Origin of the sequence: Paenibacillus allorhizosphaerae (genome assembly GCF_042659105.1) — a bacterium.
Classification (GTDB): Bacteria; Bacillota; Bacilli; order Paenibacillales; family NBRC-103111; genus Paenibacillus_G; species Paenibacillus_G allorhizosphaerae.
Genome location: NZ_JBHSRV010000005.1, coordinates 126027 through 145625, shown reverse-complemented (window position 1 = coordinate 145625; position 19599 = coordinate 126027). Strand labels below are relative to the sequence as shown.

The window sequence follows — 19599 nt, the reverse complement described above, 5'->3', positions numbered from 1 at the left end:
AAAGAGATCGATGATAGCGAAGCGGGGGCTCCGGAATGAAGGGTTACAAATGGCTGCTGTCGGCGGCGGCGGCACTGATCGTCGGCAGCACACTTGCCTTGTACTACAATCAACAATCGAAGCATTCGGCAGCTCGGCCGGAGGATCCCCCGCTTCTGCTTTCCGAAGGGCTGCCGATCTTGAACAAGCCGGTAGAACTTACGTTTCTAACCGGCAAATCCGCAACGAGCGGCTCCAATTGGGATGAGATTTTACTATGGAAGCATTACGCCGAAATGACAAACATGAAAGTCCATTTCCGGCTCGTCCCTTTCGAGAGCATGGGAGAAGAACGCAAATTGGCGCTGGCGACCGGCAGCTACCCGGACGGCTTCTATGCCGCCCGCCTAACCGCCGCCGAACTGATGAAATACGGAAAAGAAGGCGTCTTTCTCCGGTTGAACGATTGGATTCCGCGATATGCGCCGAACTTCCAAAAGCTGCTGGAGCGGTATCCGGAATTGCGCCAGTCGCTGACGATGCCCGACGGCGGCATTTATTCGATCCCTTCCTTTTATGACCCGGAATTTTTGTCGATGCTGATCGGAACACCGCTGTGGCTTAACGGAACATGGCTTGAGGCGCTCCGTTTGCCCGAGCCGCAAACGACCGACGAGCTGTACGCCTACATGAAAGCCGTCAAGGAACGCGACCCGAACGGCAACGGCATCGCCGATGAAATTCCTTTCGGGAGCCTCGGCATCAGCATGTTCATTCACCAGCTGAAAGGCGCGTGGGGGCTCGGTAACCGCGGACTCGCCCATCCTCTCGTCGATGTGGATGAATCAACCGGACAGCTGCGTTTCATTCCAGTCGATGCGAAATATAAAGAAGTGCTGGAATATGTACATAAGCTGTACGCCGAAGGGCTGATAGAGAAAGACATCTTCACGATCGGCAGCAGTGAATTTTACGTCAAAGGCGCGCAAAACGTGTACGGCTCGATGGTAACGCCAAGCCCATACACGCAAATGAAGCAGACCGGGTACATCGGCGCGCCCGCCCTTCAAGGCCCGCACGGCGACCGGCTCTACTCGCATGTCAAAGCGCCGCTCGTCCATATAGGCGCCTTTGCGATCACAAACAAAAATAAATATCCGGAAGCGACGCTGCGCTGGATCGATTACTTTTTCAGCGAGGAAGGCAGCAAGCTGTTTTTCATGGGCGTGAAAGGCGTAAGCTACGAGGAAGCGGCCGATGGGACGCTGCAGTATACGGAACGCATACGCAACCATAAAAACGGGCTTACGATCGAGCAGGCGCTGACTCCATACGTGACTTGGCTAGGAGGCAGCTACCCAGGGGTTGTCCGTCTGCCATTGTTCCAAGGATCGGAGAGCTACCCCGCGTCGATCGAAGCGGCCAGAAAAGTAAAGCCTTATGCGGTTAAAGAAATATGGCCCCCTTTTCCGTATTCTCCGGGGAGCCTGGGCACCGAAATCGCCTCCTACGCCAGCCAAATGCAGGCCAAATTCGTCACCGGCGAAGTACCTTTCGCGGACTGGGACAAGTATGTCGGCAATATGCGGATGATCGGTCTCGACAAATACATGAGCATGTACGAGCAAGCTTATGGAGCTTACTTGAAGAGCAAGCAAAGCGAATGAGGCGCCGGAAGCGGCCGGGCTAGCCTTCTCCCCTTGCTTCAAGCGCTCCCCGCTTGCGGTAGTCGCCGGGCGTCAGCCCGGTTATTTTTTTAAACATCCGGATAAACGAGGTCACGTTGCGATAACCGATCCGCTCGCCGATTTCTTGAACGCTGCGGTCGGATTGAAGCAGCAGTTCCTTCGCTTTACGAATGCGCACGTTGTTCAGATGATCGCTGAAATTCGTTCCTGTCTTTTCTTTTATATAAACCGATAAGTAGCTGCTGGACATATTCATCCGGTCGGCCACAGCATCCAGCGACAAGTCCTCGGAGTAATGCTCCTCCAAAAAAACGGCGAAAAAATCGACGACGGGGTCTTTTTCGTCCCGTTTCGCTTTGATCGATTGAGCCGCGCTAGACAGAAACCGCTCGAAGTACCGTTTGTACTCCTCAAGCGTACAGCATTCCTCCAGTTCATCCAGCATATCGTTCAACATCCCCCACTGCTTCGGCTCTACTTTGGCCCGCTCGGCGATTTTCAGCATTTTGACGGATACGTTTTGCGCGAAGGCGCGGAACTGCAAGCGGGACGCTTCCTTTCGAAACATGTTATCCAGCATTCTTCCAACGGACTGCTCGCACGTTGAGCCGTTTCCTTCCTGCATGTTCACGTACAGCTCTTGCTCCTGTTCGGCCGTAAATACGAAATGGCTCGCAGCAGGGGCGTCGTCCCAAATCAGTTGTGTCTCGTCCAGCAGCTTGGCCTGTTTCGCTCGTTCCAACACTTCGATATAAGCGCGGTTGAAATCGGAGCCGATCGGGTATAACGAACCGACCGCCGCCGAGACCAAATAATACGCCTTGTCCTGGTCAAAAATCGTTTTCAATCGCGACAGCGTTTGTTCCAGTTGATCTTGAGATTGCTCTCCGAACAAGACGGACAGCAGCTGGTTGCTCTCCATCTGGAGCGTACGCGGCTTGTCTAGCGTCCCGGATAAGACAAGATCGATGCATTCCCGCACCGCATACGTCAGCCGGTCCGGTTTCATTTGCGCAGCCAGCGGGGCGGCGCTGCGGAAATAGAGCTGGAACAGCACGATCCGGAACGGCCGGTTATGGACCATCGTATCTTTCCAATCGGCGGAACCGGACTTGATCATTTTCAGCCGGTTTATGTAATTATAATCGGTGAGCAGCGACTGGTTGCTTTGCAAATCGCTGTGGAATTCATTGCGCTCGCGGATAAGCTCGCGCGAAATATCGCCGATCAGCGCAAATTCGTGTATGCTGCTGCGAACGACCTCCGGGCTGCGGCGCCGAAGCGAGGCGATAATTTGCATGACGGGGTGATTCAGCTTGCGGCTGAATATAACGGATGCGGCCCCGGCAATAAGGACGGATACAACAAACAGGAAGAACAGCGTCCATTCCAGCCTTTGAATTTGCGCGGCAATGGCGGAATAAGGAACGACGGTCACATAAGTCAAATTCGTTTCATCGCTGCGGTGGTAAAAATAATAACGGTTATCGCTGACGATAAAATCGTTTCCTTCCATGAGCGGCAATGTTTCGGCGGTGTCCCTGTCCGAGGAATTGAAGATTGTGCTTCCGTTGTCATGAAGAATGAGCAGCTGCGGATTGTCCGCGCCGTGAAACGATTCGAACAGACGCTCCGCATCCAGCATCCCGATTATCATATGGTTGTAGGAAGGCAGCTTGACCGTCATCGGAATGAGCTCGCGGCTCTGCTGATCGGAGGAAACGATCGAGAACGAAGCGCCCGGATGAAGCGCGGTCGTATTCGGCGATTCGAATTGCTTCTGCCAATATTGGGCCGAATACGGCTCGCTTACATAAAACCGCGAAAACAACCGGGAAGCGTCCCCCGTGCCGTTCTTGTCCACCGTAAACGAAGCCGAACGGTATAAAATGATAACGTTATCAAGATATAGGAACGGATTGTTCACTTCGCTGCGAATACTCTTGATCATATCGGCCGGCTTCAAAAAATTGACTTGCGCCGGATCGCCTTCGGCAAGCTGTCTGCCGAAGGCGACAACATCTTCGTTCTGGTACAGCTTGAACAGCATGCTGCGAATAATCGCCAAATGCTTCTCGTACCGGTCTGCCGTGTTTTTGAGCGTCAGCCGGTTGTTGCGGATAATTTCCTGCTGGATGTTCGTTTTGAAAAACGTAAACGACAAAAAATTAAAAGAGGCGAGCAGCAAAATAATCGTTAAAAAGCTGACGATGCTTTTAAAAAATAACGAATTCGTATTGATTGGCAGCTTCAGCATTTACAATGGACCCCTTTTGCCTGTATCAAGCGCTTCTGTCCCCCATTGTACTCCATGAATAAACAATCGGAAACTTACGATTTTGTAAATAGTTGTCTTTCGTTGCGATTCGCGCCTGAGCGGACGCAAAAAAGGCTTAGCAGGGCCGCATCACGCGGCTCCTGTCTAAGCCCCATCGCTCATTTTATTCCGCCGCAGCCTGGATATTTTTGAACTGATTCGTAAACATCCGGTTGTAGGCACCCTTCTCGTTAATCAGTTGATCGTGGCTGCCCCGCTCTTCAATTTCGCCGCGGTCGATGACCATGATCGAATCCGCATCGCGGATCGTATTGAGCCGGTGTGCAATGATGAACGTCGTCCGGCCCTTCATGACCTGCAGCAGCGCATCCTGAATATGCAGCTCGGTACGGGTGTCGATGCTGCTTGTCGCCTCGTCGAGAATGAGGATGGACGGTTCGGCCAATATGACCCGCGCGATCGCCAGAAGCTGCCGTTGGCCTTGGCTAAGGTTGCCGCCGTTCTCCGTCAGCATCGTATCGTACCCGTTCGGGAGACGCCGAATAAAAACGTCCGCGTTAGCCATTTTCGCCGCGGCCACTACCTCACGGTCGGTGGCATCGGAACGACCGTATTTGATGTTCTCTTTGATCGTGCCGGAGAACAAATACGTATCCTGCAGCACGATTCCGAACGTCCGCCGCAAGCTGTCCCTTGTGTATTCTTTGATGTCTTTGCCGTCGATCAAGATGCGGCCCCCGGTCACATCGTAAAACCGCGTCAGCAAATTGACGATCGTCGTCTTCCCCGCGCCGGTCGGTCCGACCAGCGCCGTACTGCTTCCTTCCGTCGATTCGAAGCTAACATTTTTCAAAATCGGCACATCCGGCAAGTATCCGAACGAGACGTTCTCGAACACGACATGCCCTCGCGGATTTTCCAGAACGACGGCACCCGGAGCGTCCTTGTCCTCTTCCTTCTCATCCATCACTTCAAATACCCGCTCCGCGCCTGCGACGCCCGATTGCATAATGTTATAAATGTTGGCCATTTCGTTCAGCGGCCGGACGAATTGTCTCGAGTAGCTCAGGAAGCTGGCGATGACGCCGACGGTAATGTCCCCTTGTACCGCCAGAATGCCGCCTACGATCGCCACGGCGGCGAAGCCGATATTGTTGATGACGCCCATGATCGGCATGAGGAAGCCGGAGAAAATTTGTGCCTTGAGCCCAACTTCGTACAGCTTCGTATTGACGTCCTCGAACTCCTCAATCGCCTTCTTCTCATGATTGAACGCTTTGACGACAAGCAGTCCGGTTATCGTTTCCTCGGCGTGGCCGTTCAGCTTGCCGAGCTGCGCCTGCTGCTCCCGGAACAAGAGGCTCGTTCGCTTCGTAATCGTACGAGCCAGCAGCATCACGAGCGGAACGGTAATCAAGCTGGCGAGCGTAAGCAGCGGACTCAGCACAATCATCATCGTCAGCGAGCCGATGATCGCAATGGAGCCGGTCATCAGCTGCGCGGTCGATTGCGAGATCGTATTGCTCACGTTGTCGATATCGTTAGTCAGCCGGCTCATCACTTCTCCGTGCCGGCGCGTATCGAAAAACGATAACGGCAGCTTTTGCAGCTTTTCAAACAAGGCGCTGCGAAGATTCATCACGATGCGCTGCGACATTCCCGCCATCAGCCATCCCTGCAAAAACGTCAGAAAGGCGTCCGACACATAGGCCGTCGTTAGCGCAATGATGGCGATCTGGAGCAGATGAAAATCGACCCGCCCGCCTGATGCGGTCATCGAATCGACGGAAACCCCGATCCAATATGGCCCGGCCAGCGTAATCGCCGAATCGATCACAATAAGCAGAAAGATAAAGGAGAGCAGCTTCTTTTCTTTGCCGAGGTAACGCCACAGTCTTTTCAAGGTGCCGCGGAAATTTTTCGGCTTCACGACAGGTCTGCCGCGGCCGCCGCCGAATCCCCCCATCGGCCGTCCCGGACCGCCCATCATGGGGGGCATATCCTGCGGAGTTTGACTCGGTCTTGCCGGTTCGTTAGGCTGAGACATCCGACTGCATCTCCTTTCCTACTTGCGATTGGCATATTTCCTGATAGACGCGGCACGTTCGCATCAGCGTCTCGTGCTTCCCGATGCCTACGATTTCCCCATTATCGAGAACGACGATTTTATCCGCATCCATGACGGACGTAATGCGCTGGGCGATAATAAGACAGGTCAAGTCAGCGGCGTACGTCTTCAGCGCCTCCTTGATTCTTGACTCGGTCGCTACGTCCACCGCGCTTGTGCAATCGTCGAGAATCAAAATTTCCGGTTCGCGGACGAGCGCTCTGGCAATCGATACGCGCTGCTTCTGCCCGCCGGAGAAGTTGACCCCGCCTTGTCCGAGAATCGTCTCGTAGCCGTCATTGAACGAACTAACGAAATCATGCGCCTCGGCCATCTTGGCCGCCTGCTCGATTTCCGCCATCGTCGCGTCTTCCTTGCCAATCTTGATATTATCGAGCACGGAGCCTGTGAACAGCACCGTCTGCTGCGGCACAAGCGCGATCTTCTCCCGCAGCTGCTGCGGGTCGATCTCTTTGACATCCACTCCGTTCACCTTCACCGTTCCGGCCAGCGTATCGTAGAAGCGGGGAATGAGCCCGACGAGGCTGCTTTTGCCGGAGCCGGTCGAACCGATAATGCCGACGGTCTCGCCGGGGCTGCAGCTGAACGTAATGTTTTTCAGCACAGGGTCGCCGGACGTGCCCTCATACGTAAAATAAACATTCTCAAAATCGACGCGCCCTTTCATCTTCGGATTCGTCTGCGCATCCGCGTTCCATTTCATTGTATTTTCCTGGGCAAACACTTCATCAATCCGTCCGGCCGAAGCTTTGGCGCGCACGAACATATTGAACACGTTCGAAATCATCATCAACGAGAACAAAATTTGCGTCATGTAGTTAATAAAAGCGATAATCGTACCGACCTGCATTTGTCCCCCGTCCACGCGAACGCCGCCCAGCCAAAGAACCGAAATGATCCCGAAGTTCACCGTTAGCATAATAGCCGGATTGAAAATCGACATGCGCCTCATCGCCCGGACCGAACGCGCCCGATACTCCTGATTCGCCTGATCGAACTTGTCGACTTCATAATCGAAGCGGTTAAACGCTTTCACAACCCGCACCCCGGACAAATACTCTCTGGTCAGGCTGTTCACCTGATCAAGCGCCTTCTGCACCTTAATAAAGAGCGGGAACCCGATCTTCATGTTCAGCGCGATCAGGATAGCGACGATCGGGACAACGACGGCCAGCACAGCTGCAAGCTGGGAATTCAGCCGCGTCGCCATAATGAGCGAGCCGATGCAAATGAGCGGCGCTTTCACGAAAATGCGCATCAGTCCGTTCATGAAGTTTTGTACCTGCGTCACATCGTTCGTCAGACGGGTAACGAGCGAGGCTCTTTCGAACCGGTCGATGTTGTCAAACGATAGCGATTGAATTTTGCGGAACATGTCGGACCGTAATTCCGCGCCGAACTTTTGCGATACGTGGCTGGCCAAAATGTTGCGCCCCGAGGCCGCGACGGCACCGAACGCTGTAATGATCAGCATCAAGCCTCCCATCTGCAGCACGTAATCCATCCGGTTGTGCGCAACCCCTATATCGATGATTTTGGACAAAATCGTCGGCATGGCGAGATCGCAAAGCGCTTCAAACGTCAGGCACAACACGGCCAAGCAAAACATCTTCCAATATTTCGGAACATACTTTTTCAGAAAAGGCATGCAGCGATTCCTCCGCGTTTGAGAAATGTAGGAAACCTATATAAAATAAAATACACCTAACTCGCGCGATTGTCACCCTGTTATTTGCCTTTTCTAAAAATATTTTTGTCCGCTTGCCCCGAGCCTGCCGGTAGCCCAATTTGTTCCAAAGTATTGAAATATTGAACCATTGCACTACAATGGATACATTGCCTATTATTTTTCCAAATAACAGCGGATATAAGGAACCGATACGAATGCGAAAAAGTAGAATTGAAGAAATTGAATATTTGCGCGCCTTCGCTTTTTTGGCTGTCGTGCTGCAGCACTCCATTGCCCATTACGCCTATTTGCCCGAAACGGAGCTGGCTGACGGCGTGTCGCTTGTCATTATGCTGATCGCCTCCAAATTTGCCGTGCCCCTGTTCATTTTCATTACCGGGCTCGTATTGTTCTACAACTATGACGGGCCGTTTTCCTACGCCGGCTTTCTAAAGAAACGGTTCTACGATATCGTCGTACCGTATTTGCTATGGAGTGTCGTCTACGGTTTGCCGTTAGTCGTTCAGAAGAACGGCGGACTGGCTGCTGTCATCGACATGCTGCGGATGTTCCTTACCGGCAAAGCGTCTTACCATCTTTGGTATATCGTCATGATCCTGCAATTTTACTTGTTGTTTCCGCTGTATCGTGCCGCCATCGGCTGGCTGAAGCAGTCGATCTGCACGCCGAAACGTACCGGTATCTCTCTGCTTGCGGCTGCCGTGGTATATATTTATTTGATGAAGCTGGTCGGACCGATTTATGTGGCGGCAGAGCAATTGCACATTCCGATCGTTACGCCGATGTTTACCGAATACGAAGACCGGAACGCCCTATTCTTTTTCTTCTATTTTGTATTGGGCGCCGTCGCAGGTTTAACGGTGCCCTACTGGCGGGAATGGCTTAAACGGTACGACCTGGCCCTACACATTGCGTTTTACGCGATGTCCGCCTATTTGGGATACCGCTGTGTCGCAAGCTTCGAAACATCGCCGAAATTTGCGATCCATTACGACGACCTGTCGCTTCTTCGCCCGGTCATGGCCGTCTTCCTGATCTTGTCCGTTCTTGTGCTGTATCGCTCTAGCATGCGTATGGCGGAATCGGAGAGCCGCTCATACGCGCGCCGGCTTCTGACGGCCGTCGGACAATACTCGTACGGCGCATATCTGGCGCACGCTCTTGCGCTTACGTTCGCAACCTTGGCCGCCGGTCTGGTTTTGCCGGGGGTTAACGTCACGATCCGCACCGCGCTAGCGTTCGCGCTATGCGCCTCCGTATCGGTGCTGGCCTCCTTCCTCTTGTCAAAGCTGCCGTTCGGCAAAGCCGTGACCGGCAGCGGTGGCACAAGGAAGAAACGCGTTCCCGCCGCATCCGACGCATCGCAAAGCATGAATGGCTGAACGCCGGCGTTAAAAACAACAACGATACAACACTCTCTTTACCGCAGTCGGCTTATCGAAAAACGGTGACATATTCGCCGTATTCGATAAGCCGTTTTTTTTCATACTACTGATTTCTGGAATAAACAATTTCCAGTATTCGCTCGCGTAACGATTCGATGGTTTGCAGCCGTGACCAATGCATCCGAGCTTCCTTCAATATCGAATCCAGCTCCTCCGAAGTCATGTTCAAATCCGTAAAGAGCCGGCAGCCTGGAAGCAGCTCCTGAAAAACAGGGTAATTCGGCGGATGATAGACAGCTTCTTCACCGCTCCATTGCGCCGCTTTACGTAAAGCAGGGATGCTTAACGTCTTTTGGCGGATGATCGTTTGGGCTCGCTCGGAAGTGAAGAAATTCGCTAAAGTTTCGGCAGCCACGATCACTTTTGACTTCTTATTCACTGCCAACCCAATCGTCATCAGGATCGTATGCTTGTTTTTGATTCCGGGTAACGGCGCGATGTCAAACGGGATCCCGGAATCCCGCAGAGCGTTTAACGCGAAATAAGAAGTCATGATCACGGACACCTTTCCCTGCAGGAACAATTCTTCCGCTTCCGCATCGCTGCCCGACAGAAACGTAGGGAACGTATCGGAGGCGTAAATGATATCTCGGCATAGCGAGATCGCCTCAATCATCCGCTTTACAGCTTCCGCCGCCTCTTCCCTTCCATCCCTAAGCTTCGCTCCATTTTGGATAAAAAATACGGGCCATCTGTTTTTGGAAAGCAGGAAAAAGTAAAAACCGAATCTTTTATTTTCCACCGTTAGTCGGGAGGCCTGTCGCAGAAGCTCATCCCAGCTTCCCGGGTTAAAATGTTCGGGAAGTCCTTTTTCCCGCAAATGGTCCCGGTTATAGCAAAGAATTAAAGGAGAAAACAGAAACGGTCTCACTAGCAATCGATCCTCATCGGTGAAAGCGCGAGAAAGCATCTCGTAAACTCCGGGATCCGTATCGAAATCCTTCAGAAGCTCCAGACTCCGGTTCGTACGGAAATCGTCAAAGTTGTTATAATTCATCGTGACAATATCCAGCATACCGGCTTCCATGTATTCCTTAACCGTTTCGTAATAGTTCTGAAAAGGGATCGGAATCGGCTGTACGCGGATCGTTGGATGCGCGTTGTGAAATTCCGTCAACAAAAAATCGATTGCCGCTTCCCGTTCCAAAGAGGAGTGGTAGCCAAACCTTATGGCGACGGTGCTTGCTTCGATTGTATCTGCAATCTTATTTCCAACCCGCGGAATTTTGACGATCAGTCCCTCGGACACCAGCTGCTCCAGGCCGGCTCGAATCAGCTTGTTGCTTAATTGAAATTGCCGCACTAGCTCTCGTTCGGACGGCAGAAACTGGCCGGGCAGCCGTTTTCCGGTCAATATTTCACCACGCAGGACACTGATCATCTGCTCGAGCCGCAGACGGAACGTTTTACGGCCTTGTTGCTCCGACATGTGAACACCTTACCTGTGTACGATTTTGAGAAACCTGTGAAAACCTTTCATGGTTTCAAGCATACTGAAGCGTTCGGCGTGAAGCAAGCTTCATTTCGATTTCCTGTCTATAATTGCCAAGCGGATTGACAGACAACTCCTTTCCTACGTACAATTTTTAGTGAGTCAGATGTAAATCAGTGAAATGGGAGATGATCTGTATTAATCCTCTTTTTCGACGATTGACGACCGCTGCCGCTGCTTCCTGTTTATGTTTGTCGCTTCTGCCCTCCGCCGGATTCGCTGCGGAATCCGCAAGTGCCCCGCCGGTTGTTGTTCAGAACGCAGGATTTGAAGAACCGGTAACCGGAACCGACATCCCCGGATGGAATCAGGTATTCGGCAAGGGGGAAAGCAATGTCTTCTACCAGGTTACGTCAGCCGAGAAGTACGAAGGCAACCAAAGCCTGCTGCTAGACGATCGGAATTCGGCCAAGGCGCTCGGGCTGGAAACGACCCCCTTTACGGTTGTACCTGGAACCGGTTATTCCGCTTCCGCCATGATGAAAGTTGAAAGCGGAAGCATGGCGATTTATTTCCGCTTTTTTAACGCGGCGGGTGCCAAAATCGGCGAATCCGCGAACTGGGTAACGCCTACGAGCGGCCAGTGGGTAAAAAATGCCACATCCTCCGTCGTCCCGGCTGACGCGGTGTCAGCCACGGTCTTGCTTTATTCCTCGGCTGCGGGAGTAACCCGCGGTTATGCAGATGCGGTGCGAGTCGAGGAAAACAAAATCGGAACCTTCGAGCGGATCGGCGGCATCGTGAACGGCATGATTAATGAAGATGCCGCAGTCGGGGTGGAGGACGGCAAGGCAGTTGTATACACCGTCTTCAAGGGACGGGCTGAAGTTCCGACATCATTCTTCGTGATAGACGCATTGACTCGGGACGTGCTTCGTAGTTTTCCAATGCCGGGTGTGGAAGCGGCCTGGGGAGTCAAAGTGGCTACGGACGGACGCGTTTACATCGGCTCGCACTATGACGGCGGGTTGTACCGCTATACACCGGGTGTCCGGAGCTTCGAGCATCTGGGTCGGTTCGGCAGTGAAACCCACGTCTTCTCATTGGTAGCAGGCCCCGGCGGAAAAATGTTCGCAGGTACATATCCGGGAGGGAAGCTTTTCGAATTCGACCCGGCCATCGGAGAAATACGCGACCTTGGCGTCCTCGATCCGGAGCAAAATTATGTCCGATCTCTGGCCTATGACGCTCAGAGGGACGTTCTGTATGCCGGCGTCGGCGGGTCCAAGAGCCGCATCTTCAAAATCAATCCGGACGGAACGCGGAAGGAACTGCTCGGATCACGGATTCCCGGAGGCGGAGACACCTACGCATGGCCGTATAGTATGGGTTTCGCCGAAGACCGGCTGTTCGTGAAATTTTCAAATGGCGATCTGCTGGTGCTGCGTCCTGACGATACGATCGATTATTACGATCCGAACGGAATGGATATACATTCCGGTCAAGTCGCTTCCATTCCCGGTCAGCCCGGACGGGTCTTGTTTGCCAACAGCGGACATCTGTACGCTTACGATTCCGCAACCCGTTCCACCACGCTTTTGAAACAAATCAAATCAGGCGTTAACTTCCAGGACGGCCAATTTGTCGATCTGAACAGCGCAGAGTGGCCGGGCTTGACGTTCGTCGGTATGGGACAGTACGGGAAAATGCTGTATTATAACCTTTCCACGGACCGTACATCGGTAGTACCCGCCATTTACAGCGGAGCCCCGATTCTGATTCAAAGCATTCACACCGGTCCGGATAAAAAAATGTACGTCGCCGGTTATATGTCCGGTTTCACCTCGTACGACCCCGTGAACGGAGCCGTTTCCGATACCAATTCGCTGGGGCAAATCGAGTCTTCGGCGATACGGAACGGCAAGATGCTGCTTGGCGCTTATGCCGGAGCCCGAATTTTGGAATATGACCCGAAGCTCCCCTTCTCCGGCAGTAACCCGCGGCAGCTATTCGATTTGCGGGCGCACAGCCAGGATCGTCCGTTTGCGATGGCGTATGCGGAGGACAGGGATCAATTATTCGTCGGCACCGTTCCCAATTCGACCTCGCTGCAAGGCGCACTCGCGATGTATGATTTTGCGACGGGACAGCTTGACGTCTTCCGCAATATCATACCGAACCAAAGCATCGTCTCCTTAATTTACAAGGACGGCCTGATCTATGCAGGCACGACGGTGTACGGCGGTCTTGGTACCGGCGGTCCGACGGAAACAAATGCCAAATTGTTCATATTCGATCCCGTGACGAAAACGAAAGTATTCGAAACGATACCGGTCACCGGGCGAAAGGGCATTACCGGGCTGTCCGTCGGACCGGACGGATTGATTTGGGGCGTGGCGGAGGACACGATATTCAAATTCGATCCCTCTTCCCGGCAGTTCGTATACAAGGCGGCCAAACTGCGCCGTTATAAGGCAGACGGCACCACATGGACTTACGCGTTTTTGCACCCCGGTGACGACGGCAATATGTACGGCACGTCCCGCGGTCAGTTTTTCATGATAAAACCGGAAACAAGCGAGTTCGTGCTGCTGAACGGAAGCTACGGAAACTACTTGAACCGCGATGCTTACGGTAATTTTTACTTCTCGGACAACAGCTCCGATTTGTGGAAATATACCCCTCCCGGATCGGCGACGGACATGAACCCTCCCGTTACAACCGCGGTATACGGTTCGAATCCCAACGCTACGGGTTGGTTTAATCAAAATGTAGATATTATTCTCTCTTCCGCCGACGATGACGCGGTCAAGGAAATGACTTATCGTTTGGAAGGAGCCATGCAAACGGAACCCGTTAAAGTAAACGGCGATCGGGCTTCCGTTCAAGTTAACCGGGATGGCGTTACCGTCGTTCGATACGCCGCGATCGATCGGAGCGGGAATCAAGAACCGGAGAAGGAGCTGACCGTTCGGCTGGATCGTACGAAGCCGACAATTACGGTGACCGGCGCCGGAGCGTATACGATCGATCAACACGTAACCGTCGGTTGTACCGCAGCCGATAGTGTATCGGGCGTAGTCTACTCTTCATGCAGCTCCGCTTTAGTGAACGCGGATGCGTACACCATCGGTGACGGGCCGCATACGTTGAATGTTCGGGCGGAAGACGCAGCGGGTAACGTGGAAGAAGTGGCGATTTCCTATGAGATTAATGTCACGTACGACAGCTTGATTCGGTTAAGCGAGCGTCTCTTAGACGCGGGGCCAGGTTCACAAGGGCATGCCACTGCCCTTCAAGCGCATCTGAGGAATGCGGAGAAAGCCGGGCTGGAAGGCAAAGAAATGGTGAAGCAAGCCTCCATTCACGCTTATATTCAGCAAGTGGAAGCGCTCGGACGGACAGGCAACATCCGCAATCCTAACCTCTTAACCCAATTTGCGGAAAGGCTGTAGTTTTGTATCGGGACTCGGAGGCGAACTCCGAGTCCTTTTTTATGCCGCATTTTCTCCTCGCACTATGACGGATACCCCTGCCATTTGATGCGGTGTTTTAAATAGAACATGATGGCAGCGCAGTCGATGTTAATAAACTGCAGCGGATCGTTCTGTATCCGTTCGGCCAATTCGTCCACGGTGATCCATCGGGGGTTTTGCGTAAGGTCTCCCTCATCGAGCAATTCGCCTTCCGCCCTGCAAACAAAGTAGTATCCGATCGAATCGATTCCGCCTTTAATTGTCTGGTATGCGGTAAATGGCCGAACACATTCGACAACCATATTCGGATGGATCCCGGCCGTATCGATACGGGTATCCTCTCCTTCAATCCAGGTGACGTTGAGGCCGGTTTCTTCCTTCACTTCGCGGCGCAGCGCCTCGGTCAACGACTCGAACTTCTCCACTCGGCCTCCTGGCAGTTCCAACTGCTTCGGTTCGTTCGGCTTGTTGCGCGTCTGGATGATAATTTCCGTTTTTCCATCATGTTCTCGTTCTACGATGGCGCGGGCATTGACATAAAACAACTGCACTCACTCCCGTCTTAAAATGGTAAAAAATAACTATGTTATTTAAAAATTCTTGATATACGCTATTTTTCCTGCATGCAGGTGTCCTTAACGAAAAGGCCACCGGTCATCGCTGCCGGTAGCCTTCCTATGAAATTTATTTAGCCATCGCGCACGTTAGCATATAAAATCCTGCTCTTGCACATTATTTTCTTGCCGTTATCATAAAATGTTTGGAATTGGTCACTATCCCTTTACTCGTTTGATGCTGTTCAATAAATTTTTCCAGCATGGCAAAGTCATTCTCCGCTTTACCAAAGTTCGGAACGATCGGTGCGTGCTTCAACAGGAATATCAAGTCTTCGTAAGATTTGTAATATTCCGCTGCATCATAATCAAAAGACCGTATATCGCTAAATCCTGCTTCATTTAATTCAGCAATATATTTATTTTTCAGCGCCCCGTCTTCCACGACTTCCCGTTTTCTTCCGAAAGCTGTTGTAAGATTGAGCTTATCATTTTCACTTACTTGCTGCGTTAAGAAGATCCCGTCCTTGACTAACACTCTAGCTGTCTCTTTTGCACAAAAAGGCGAGTGACGGCAAGAGACCACGTTAAAAAAGTTACTGGGAAAATACAGGTTGTCGGCATCCATTTGCAATATACGCACATTTGATTTCTTGGAGGAGGCCACGTTAGCATTTGCGGCTTCTAGCATCCCAGCCGAATTGTCAATTCCTACTAGCAATAACGCTGCCTCGGCAATGGACAGCAAGGCTTCCGCGCCACCCGTACCGATATCCAGCAATAGATCCGACTTCTTGCAGCTCTGCATAACTTCAGCGTATAAATTCCATTTTACGCCCTCGGATATACAATTCACTTTACTAAAGTCCCAGCCGTTTATTTTACCAACGCGATCGTAAAAATGCTTATACTCTAGTTCGTTCATTTTTCCCCATCCTCGCAATGAGATAATAAAAGCCAACGGATTATAGAATCGCTGAATACGCAGCCGATTATAATCATCAGCCGAATTATTCAGACAACTGCTGGCGTCCTCTGGCTTACACAAGTGATGACAAGCCGACACCGTTCAAAGTTTAGTTTTTTATTTGATCAAAAGGGTATAGATCCCCCTTGATGGCTGGTACGCGTTTTTTCCAGCCCGAAAACTAAATACCTCGAACGATACGGATGGTCATCCGCTTCACCCCATCTTGAAATATATTCCAATTATAAGTCTCGAACACACAGCAATCAAGATTTACGTTGTCTCACTCGTTCCTATTGACTACGAACAAATGTTTGCTATAATAGAATTATAGAACGGGTGTTCGTAATTATTGAGAGGGGTGTAGACGATGAAGGTGACAAACGTTAGATTTATTGAGCGTGATTATTATAAGAATGTAATGCATACAGGCAGTGAAGCAATGCCGGACGTTCGGATTGATAAAATTCTTGATGCCGCAGGGCAATCGTGGGCTGATCTTACGTTCAAATTCAACGATAGCGGTTCGGTTACGATTATTGATAATCATACGGATCAGCAAGTCCCTCTCGCTCACCTGAAAGGCGCAGCTTATGATTTCTATGTAAAGCAGCGAATCCGACTCATCCGGGCGAATCTGCAAGCGAAAATTTTGCAAACGGCTTAACATACACTCATCATGCGGCAAAATGCAGGATCGCCTCAAAAAGGCACTGTGTTTTGCCGTATTTTCATGCCTTCTACGGATCACGTTCATTCCATGACCGGATTTGCGGGCATACCGTAACCAACTTTATTTTGTTTCCGCCGAATCATAGTCGATTAGTGTCGAATATTGATGGGCGATATTCATTTCTTTACGCCATATTCACATGGTTTATCATATAATGTAAATTGACCGCATTTTTTGTCGAATGGACGTGATCGATTGATGTATTACTGCCTCTGTTGCGAAAAAGTGCATAAGCCAACGAACCTGAAAAATGAAGTCATCTTCACTTCGGGCTTCCGTTTCTCAAACGATTCCGTATACAATGTTGGGATATGCCAATACAGCGACCGGCTCACTCAAATGACCCCGATGAAAAAGCTATAGCACCAGGAGCATATTCGCTCTGCTCGTCCTGCTTTCTCTCGTTACGGTGCTGAAAACATATTAAAAACCCGTCGTCGCTAAGGATGACGGGTTGTTCGCATGCTGCTCCTGCTTGTTCAGGTGTCGGCCTTCTGTATGGGACGGCACTTTAACGGTTTGCGTCAGCAGCTGAAGCGCAGTTCCGCCGTTGCAACTGAGGGTTACCGCGACGTACCGCCTCCCGCTGCGCGCGTCTCCGCCACCTCCCGGTCCCACGCCGTAAACATCCCCCGAATCCGACGGCTTGCAGCGGGAATAAAAGCGTCGACCATCGGTTGCGTAATATAGCGCGGCTCGGTCCCCGGCTCCTCCCCTAACAAATCGAACCAGTGAACGGTACGAAACCGCCAGTAATGAATCTCCTCTGCCGTAAGCAGCGGTTCGACGTCAAACGAACGGGCGCCGATCAATCCGCTCCACACTTCAGAAACCCAGGGCTTCGTCCGGTAATACGTAAAATCGATCTGATCCGTATCCCGGTAATACGCTTTCCTCGCCTCGTCTTTCGTCAGCCCGTCAAGCCCCGTCCTCGCTTTAAATACCGAGTACACATCAAGCAGCCAGAAGTAATCCGTCAGCAAGTGGGCAAAATATCCTTTTACAAACCATTTCCATGGTTCGTCCGGACTTTGCGATATGTAATGCTCATACTTGTTGCGCATGTACGCCTGCAAGTCCGGCTCGTTTTCCACGTTCAGGTGCGTCCGCCTCTTATCTTCTCTGTTCGTACCCTTCCGCATATGAATCGCATCCGGAGCAATACTGCCGAGCAGGAAAGCGGGTGGGACGTCCCCGTATTCGAAATATTCCACCGCGACACTCAAATGAACCATAGGCAACGGCATTCGCAACACCTCCATACGAATCATTCTTCCTCAATTTACCAACGGGCGCAATGAATAAGTACTGATAGTTCGATGATAACCGACTAATCGGCATACAGCCTGCCGGAAACCATGTGGAATCCGCCTCCTCCGATACCGGGTTCGATTACCCTACCGCTTTGGCAAACCGGATCATGCCCTGCTTTTCCCAATAGCTGCGGAATCGTCCGTCTACGGCAAGCAGCTCTTCCGGCGGCCCCATCTCGACGATCTGCCCGCCGTCAATGAATATGACCAGATCGGCTTCGCGGATCGTAGATAAGCGGTGGGCAATAATGATTTTCGTGCAATCCACCGCCCATTCGCCCAAGTCCCGTTGAAACGATGCCTCCGTCTCGACGTCCAGCGCCGATGTCGGTTCATCCAAAATCAGGATTGGCGCACCGCGCAGTATCGCTCTGGCGATCGAGATGCGCTGCTTTTGCCCGTGCGACAGCTTCACCCCGCGTTCGCCGACATACGTATCGAACCCGTCCGGCAGCTCCCGGATAAAATCATATGCCTGCGCCAGCGAGGCGGCGCGTTCCAATTGCTCGGGGGATACATTCTCCTGTCCGTTCAACGCAATATTGTCCGCTACAGAGGAATCGAACAAATAAATGTCCTGCGACACGAGCGCCATGCTCCCGCGCAAGCTTTGAAGCGCATACTGCTGCAGCGGAATCCCGTTCATTTCAATCGTACCCCGATCCGGCTCGTAAAACCGGTACAGCAGCTTGACGAGCGTGCTCTTTCCCGCTCCGCTCGGCCCTACCAAGGCGACCGATGCGCCCGGAGGCACGGTAAAGCTTATATCTTTGAGCGCAGAGACGTCATTCCGGTACGAAAAATGTACGTTGCGGAACGTAATTTCGGGCGATTTCCCGGTTAAGGCCAGCCCCGCATCCATCGGCTCCTCCGAAGCGCCCATCACTTCATGCAGCCTATGCGCGCCGGATAGAAAACGCTGTAAATTATTGATGACCTCAACGACCGTCGTAAAAGGCTCCGCCACCTTATCGAGCAGCGTGATGAAGGCGACGAGGCCGCCGGCCCCGATGTGACCCGTTGCCATCATGACGGCGCCGATCCCAAGTCCGATCACATAGCCGGCCTGCCCCGGAATATCCTTGCAGATGCTGCGGATCGATCGGACCTTCGTCAGCAAAACGTTATAGGCGACGCCCTGCTTCTGAATCGCCCGCATCCGTTCATCAACCTGCTGCTCCAATTGGTTCGCCTTCACCTCACGAATGCCCTGCAGCGTTTCTCCGATCTGAAAAAATACGTTGCGCGTCACTTCATTTTGCAATTTAACCGCTTCCATAAACTTGCTTCGCAGCACAAGGCTGCTGAGCAGCTGCAGCGGGCCGATCGCAAGCGCGATCATCCCAAGCAGCGGATGCACGGTCAACAGATAAACACCGACGATAACGAACGATATCGGCAGAGCGATCAGCTTTTGAATATCGGAGACGAGAAACTGCTTGACGATCTCCAGTTCATTGTTCATGATATTGACCGAATTGGAGCTGTGCGTGTTCTCGTGAAAGCCGAGCGGCAGCCGCTGCAAATGATTCAGGATGTTGCGCCGCATCTCGTACACGACCGACTCGTTCAGCAGCGAACGCACCCATTCGTTCCAAAACCGCAGCAATAGATTGGCGACCGTAAGTCCGGTGAACGCCAGCAAAATAAGCGTCAGCACATCGCCGGGCACGCTCGGTGCCAGATCGAACAACCGTCTGCCCGCTTCGGCAAACAGCAGCGAAACGACCGTCATTGCGATCTGCGTCACAATGGCCCCGATGTACATCCACTTATATGGACGAACCGTCCGCAAAAAATATAAAAATACAGGGTCTTTCAATAACCCAAGCACCGTCTTATTTTGTCCGCTCAACCGCGCTCTCCCCTTCTTTCCTAAACTATTCATAATGATACCAAAGCCCAAATGTCCAATA

The 19599-nt window shown here is 52.0% G+C and carries 13 protein-coding genes; 5 read left to right on the top strand and 8 right to left on the bottom strand.

The window, feature by feature from the left end; genetic code table 11:
- Positions 1–35 precede the first annotated feature (35 nt).
- Positions 36–1646 carry an extracellular solute-binding protein gene (locus tag ACFQI7_RS19675; RefSeq protein WP_218101414.1) on the top strand — a complete coding sequence of 537 codons (1611 nt, stop codon included), beginning with the start codon at positions 36–38 and terminating at the stop codon, positions 1644–1646.
- Positions 1647–1665: 19 nt separating this feature from the next.
- Here the strand turns inward: ACFQI7_RS19675 and ACFQI7_RS19670 are convergent, their stop codons facing one another.
- The 3 genes from ACFQI7_RS19670 to ACFQI7_RS19660 form a co-directional block, all read right to left on the bottom strand.
- Complete coding sequence (locus ACFQI7_RS19670; RefSeq protein WP_218101413.1) at positions 1666–3924, bottom strand: helix-turn-helix domain-containing protein; 2259 nt, start codon at positions 3922–3924, stop codon at positions 1666–1668.
- A 184-nt stretch (positions 3925–4108) separates the two neighbouring features.
- Complete coding sequence (locus ACFQI7_RS19665; RefSeq protein WP_218101432.1) at positions 4109–5944, bottom strand: ABC transporter ATP-binding protein; 1836 nt, start codon at positions 5942–5944, stop codon at positions 4109–4111.
- 34 nt (positions 5945–5978) lie between these two features.
- Positions 5979–7721, bottom strand: coding sequence for an ABC transporter ATP-binding protein (locus tag ACFQI7_RS19660; protein WP_218101412.1), 1743 nt, complete (start codon positions 7719–7721; stop codon positions 5979–5981).
- 236 nt (positions 7722–7957) lie between these two features.
- Here ACFQI7_RS19660 and ACFQI7_RS19655 point away from each other — a divergent pair, with 236 nt between their 5' ends.
- Positions 7958–9145, top strand: coding sequence for an acyltransferase (locus ACFQI7_RS19655; RefSeq protein WP_218101411.1), 1188 nt, complete (start codon positions 7958–7960; stop codon positions 9143–9145).
- 106 nt (positions 9146–9251) lie between these two features.
- Here ACFQI7_RS19655 and ACFQI7_RS19650 read toward each other — a convergent pair whose 3' ends face one another.
- Positions 9252–10637, bottom strand: coding sequence for an extracellular solute-binding protein (locus ACFQI7_RS19650; RefSeq protein WP_218101410.1), 1386 nt, complete (start codon positions 10635–10637; stop codon positions 9252–9254).
- 191 nt (positions 10638–10828) lie between these two features.
- On the opposite strand from ACFQI7_RS19650, the gene ACFQI7_RS19645 reads away from it, so the two are divergent.
- Positions 10829–14095 (top strand): NHL repeat-containing protein, encoded by a 3267-nt coding sequence (locus tag ACFQI7_RS19645; RefSeq protein ID WP_218101409.1) that lies wholly within the window; start codon positions 10829–10831, stop codon positions 14093–14095.
- Positions 14096–14157: 62 nt separating this feature from the next.
- Here ACFQI7_RS19645 and ACFQI7_RS19640 read toward each other — a convergent pair whose 3' ends face one another.
- Entirely contained in the window at positions 14158–14661 is a 504-nt protein-coding gene (locus ACFQI7_RS19640) for an NUDIX hydrolase (protein ID WP_329958266.1), read from the bottom strand.
- Positions 14662–14848: 187 nt separating this feature from the next.
- A complete protein-coding gene (locus ACFQI7_RS19635; RefSeq protein ID WP_218101408.1) occupies positions 14849–15595 on the bottom strand; it encodes a class I SAM-dependent methyltransferase in 747 nt (248 codons plus the stop codon).
- A 412-nt stretch (positions 15596–16007) separates the two neighbouring features.
- Between ACFQI7_RS19635 and ACFQI7_RS19630 the strand changes: the two genes are divergently transcribed.
- Positions 16008–16304 carry a hypothetical protein gene (locus ACFQI7_RS19630; protein WP_218101407.1) on the top strand — a complete coding sequence of 99 codons (297 nt, stop codon included), beginning with the start codon at positions 16008–16010 and terminating at the stop codon, positions 16302–16304.
- Between the two features lie 264 nt (positions 16305–16568).
- Positions 16569–16733, top strand: a complete 165-nt coding sequence (locus tag ACFQI7_RS19625) for a DUF3973 domain-containing protein (RefSeq protein WP_377517549.1) — start codon at positions 16569–16571, stop codon at positions 16731–16733.
- Positions 16734–16933: 200 nt separating this feature from the next.
- On the opposite strand, the gene ACFQI7_RS19620 is transcribed toward ACFQI7_RS19625, so the two are convergent.
- Positions 16934–17617 carry a zinc dependent phospholipase C family protein gene (locus tag ACFQI7_RS19620; protein ID WP_218101405.1) on the bottom strand — a complete coding sequence of 228 codons (684 nt, stop codon included), beginning with the start codon at positions 17615–17617 and terminating at the stop codon, positions 16934–16936.
- 145 nt (positions 17618–17762) lie between these two features.
- Positions 17763–19538: an ABC transporter ATP-binding protein gene (locus ACFQI7_RS19615; RefSeq protein ID WP_218101404.1), complete on the bottom strand. Its 1776-nt coding sequence runs from the start codon at positions 19536–19538 to the stop codon at positions 17763–17765.
- Positions 19539–19599: the final 61 nt, after the last annotated feature.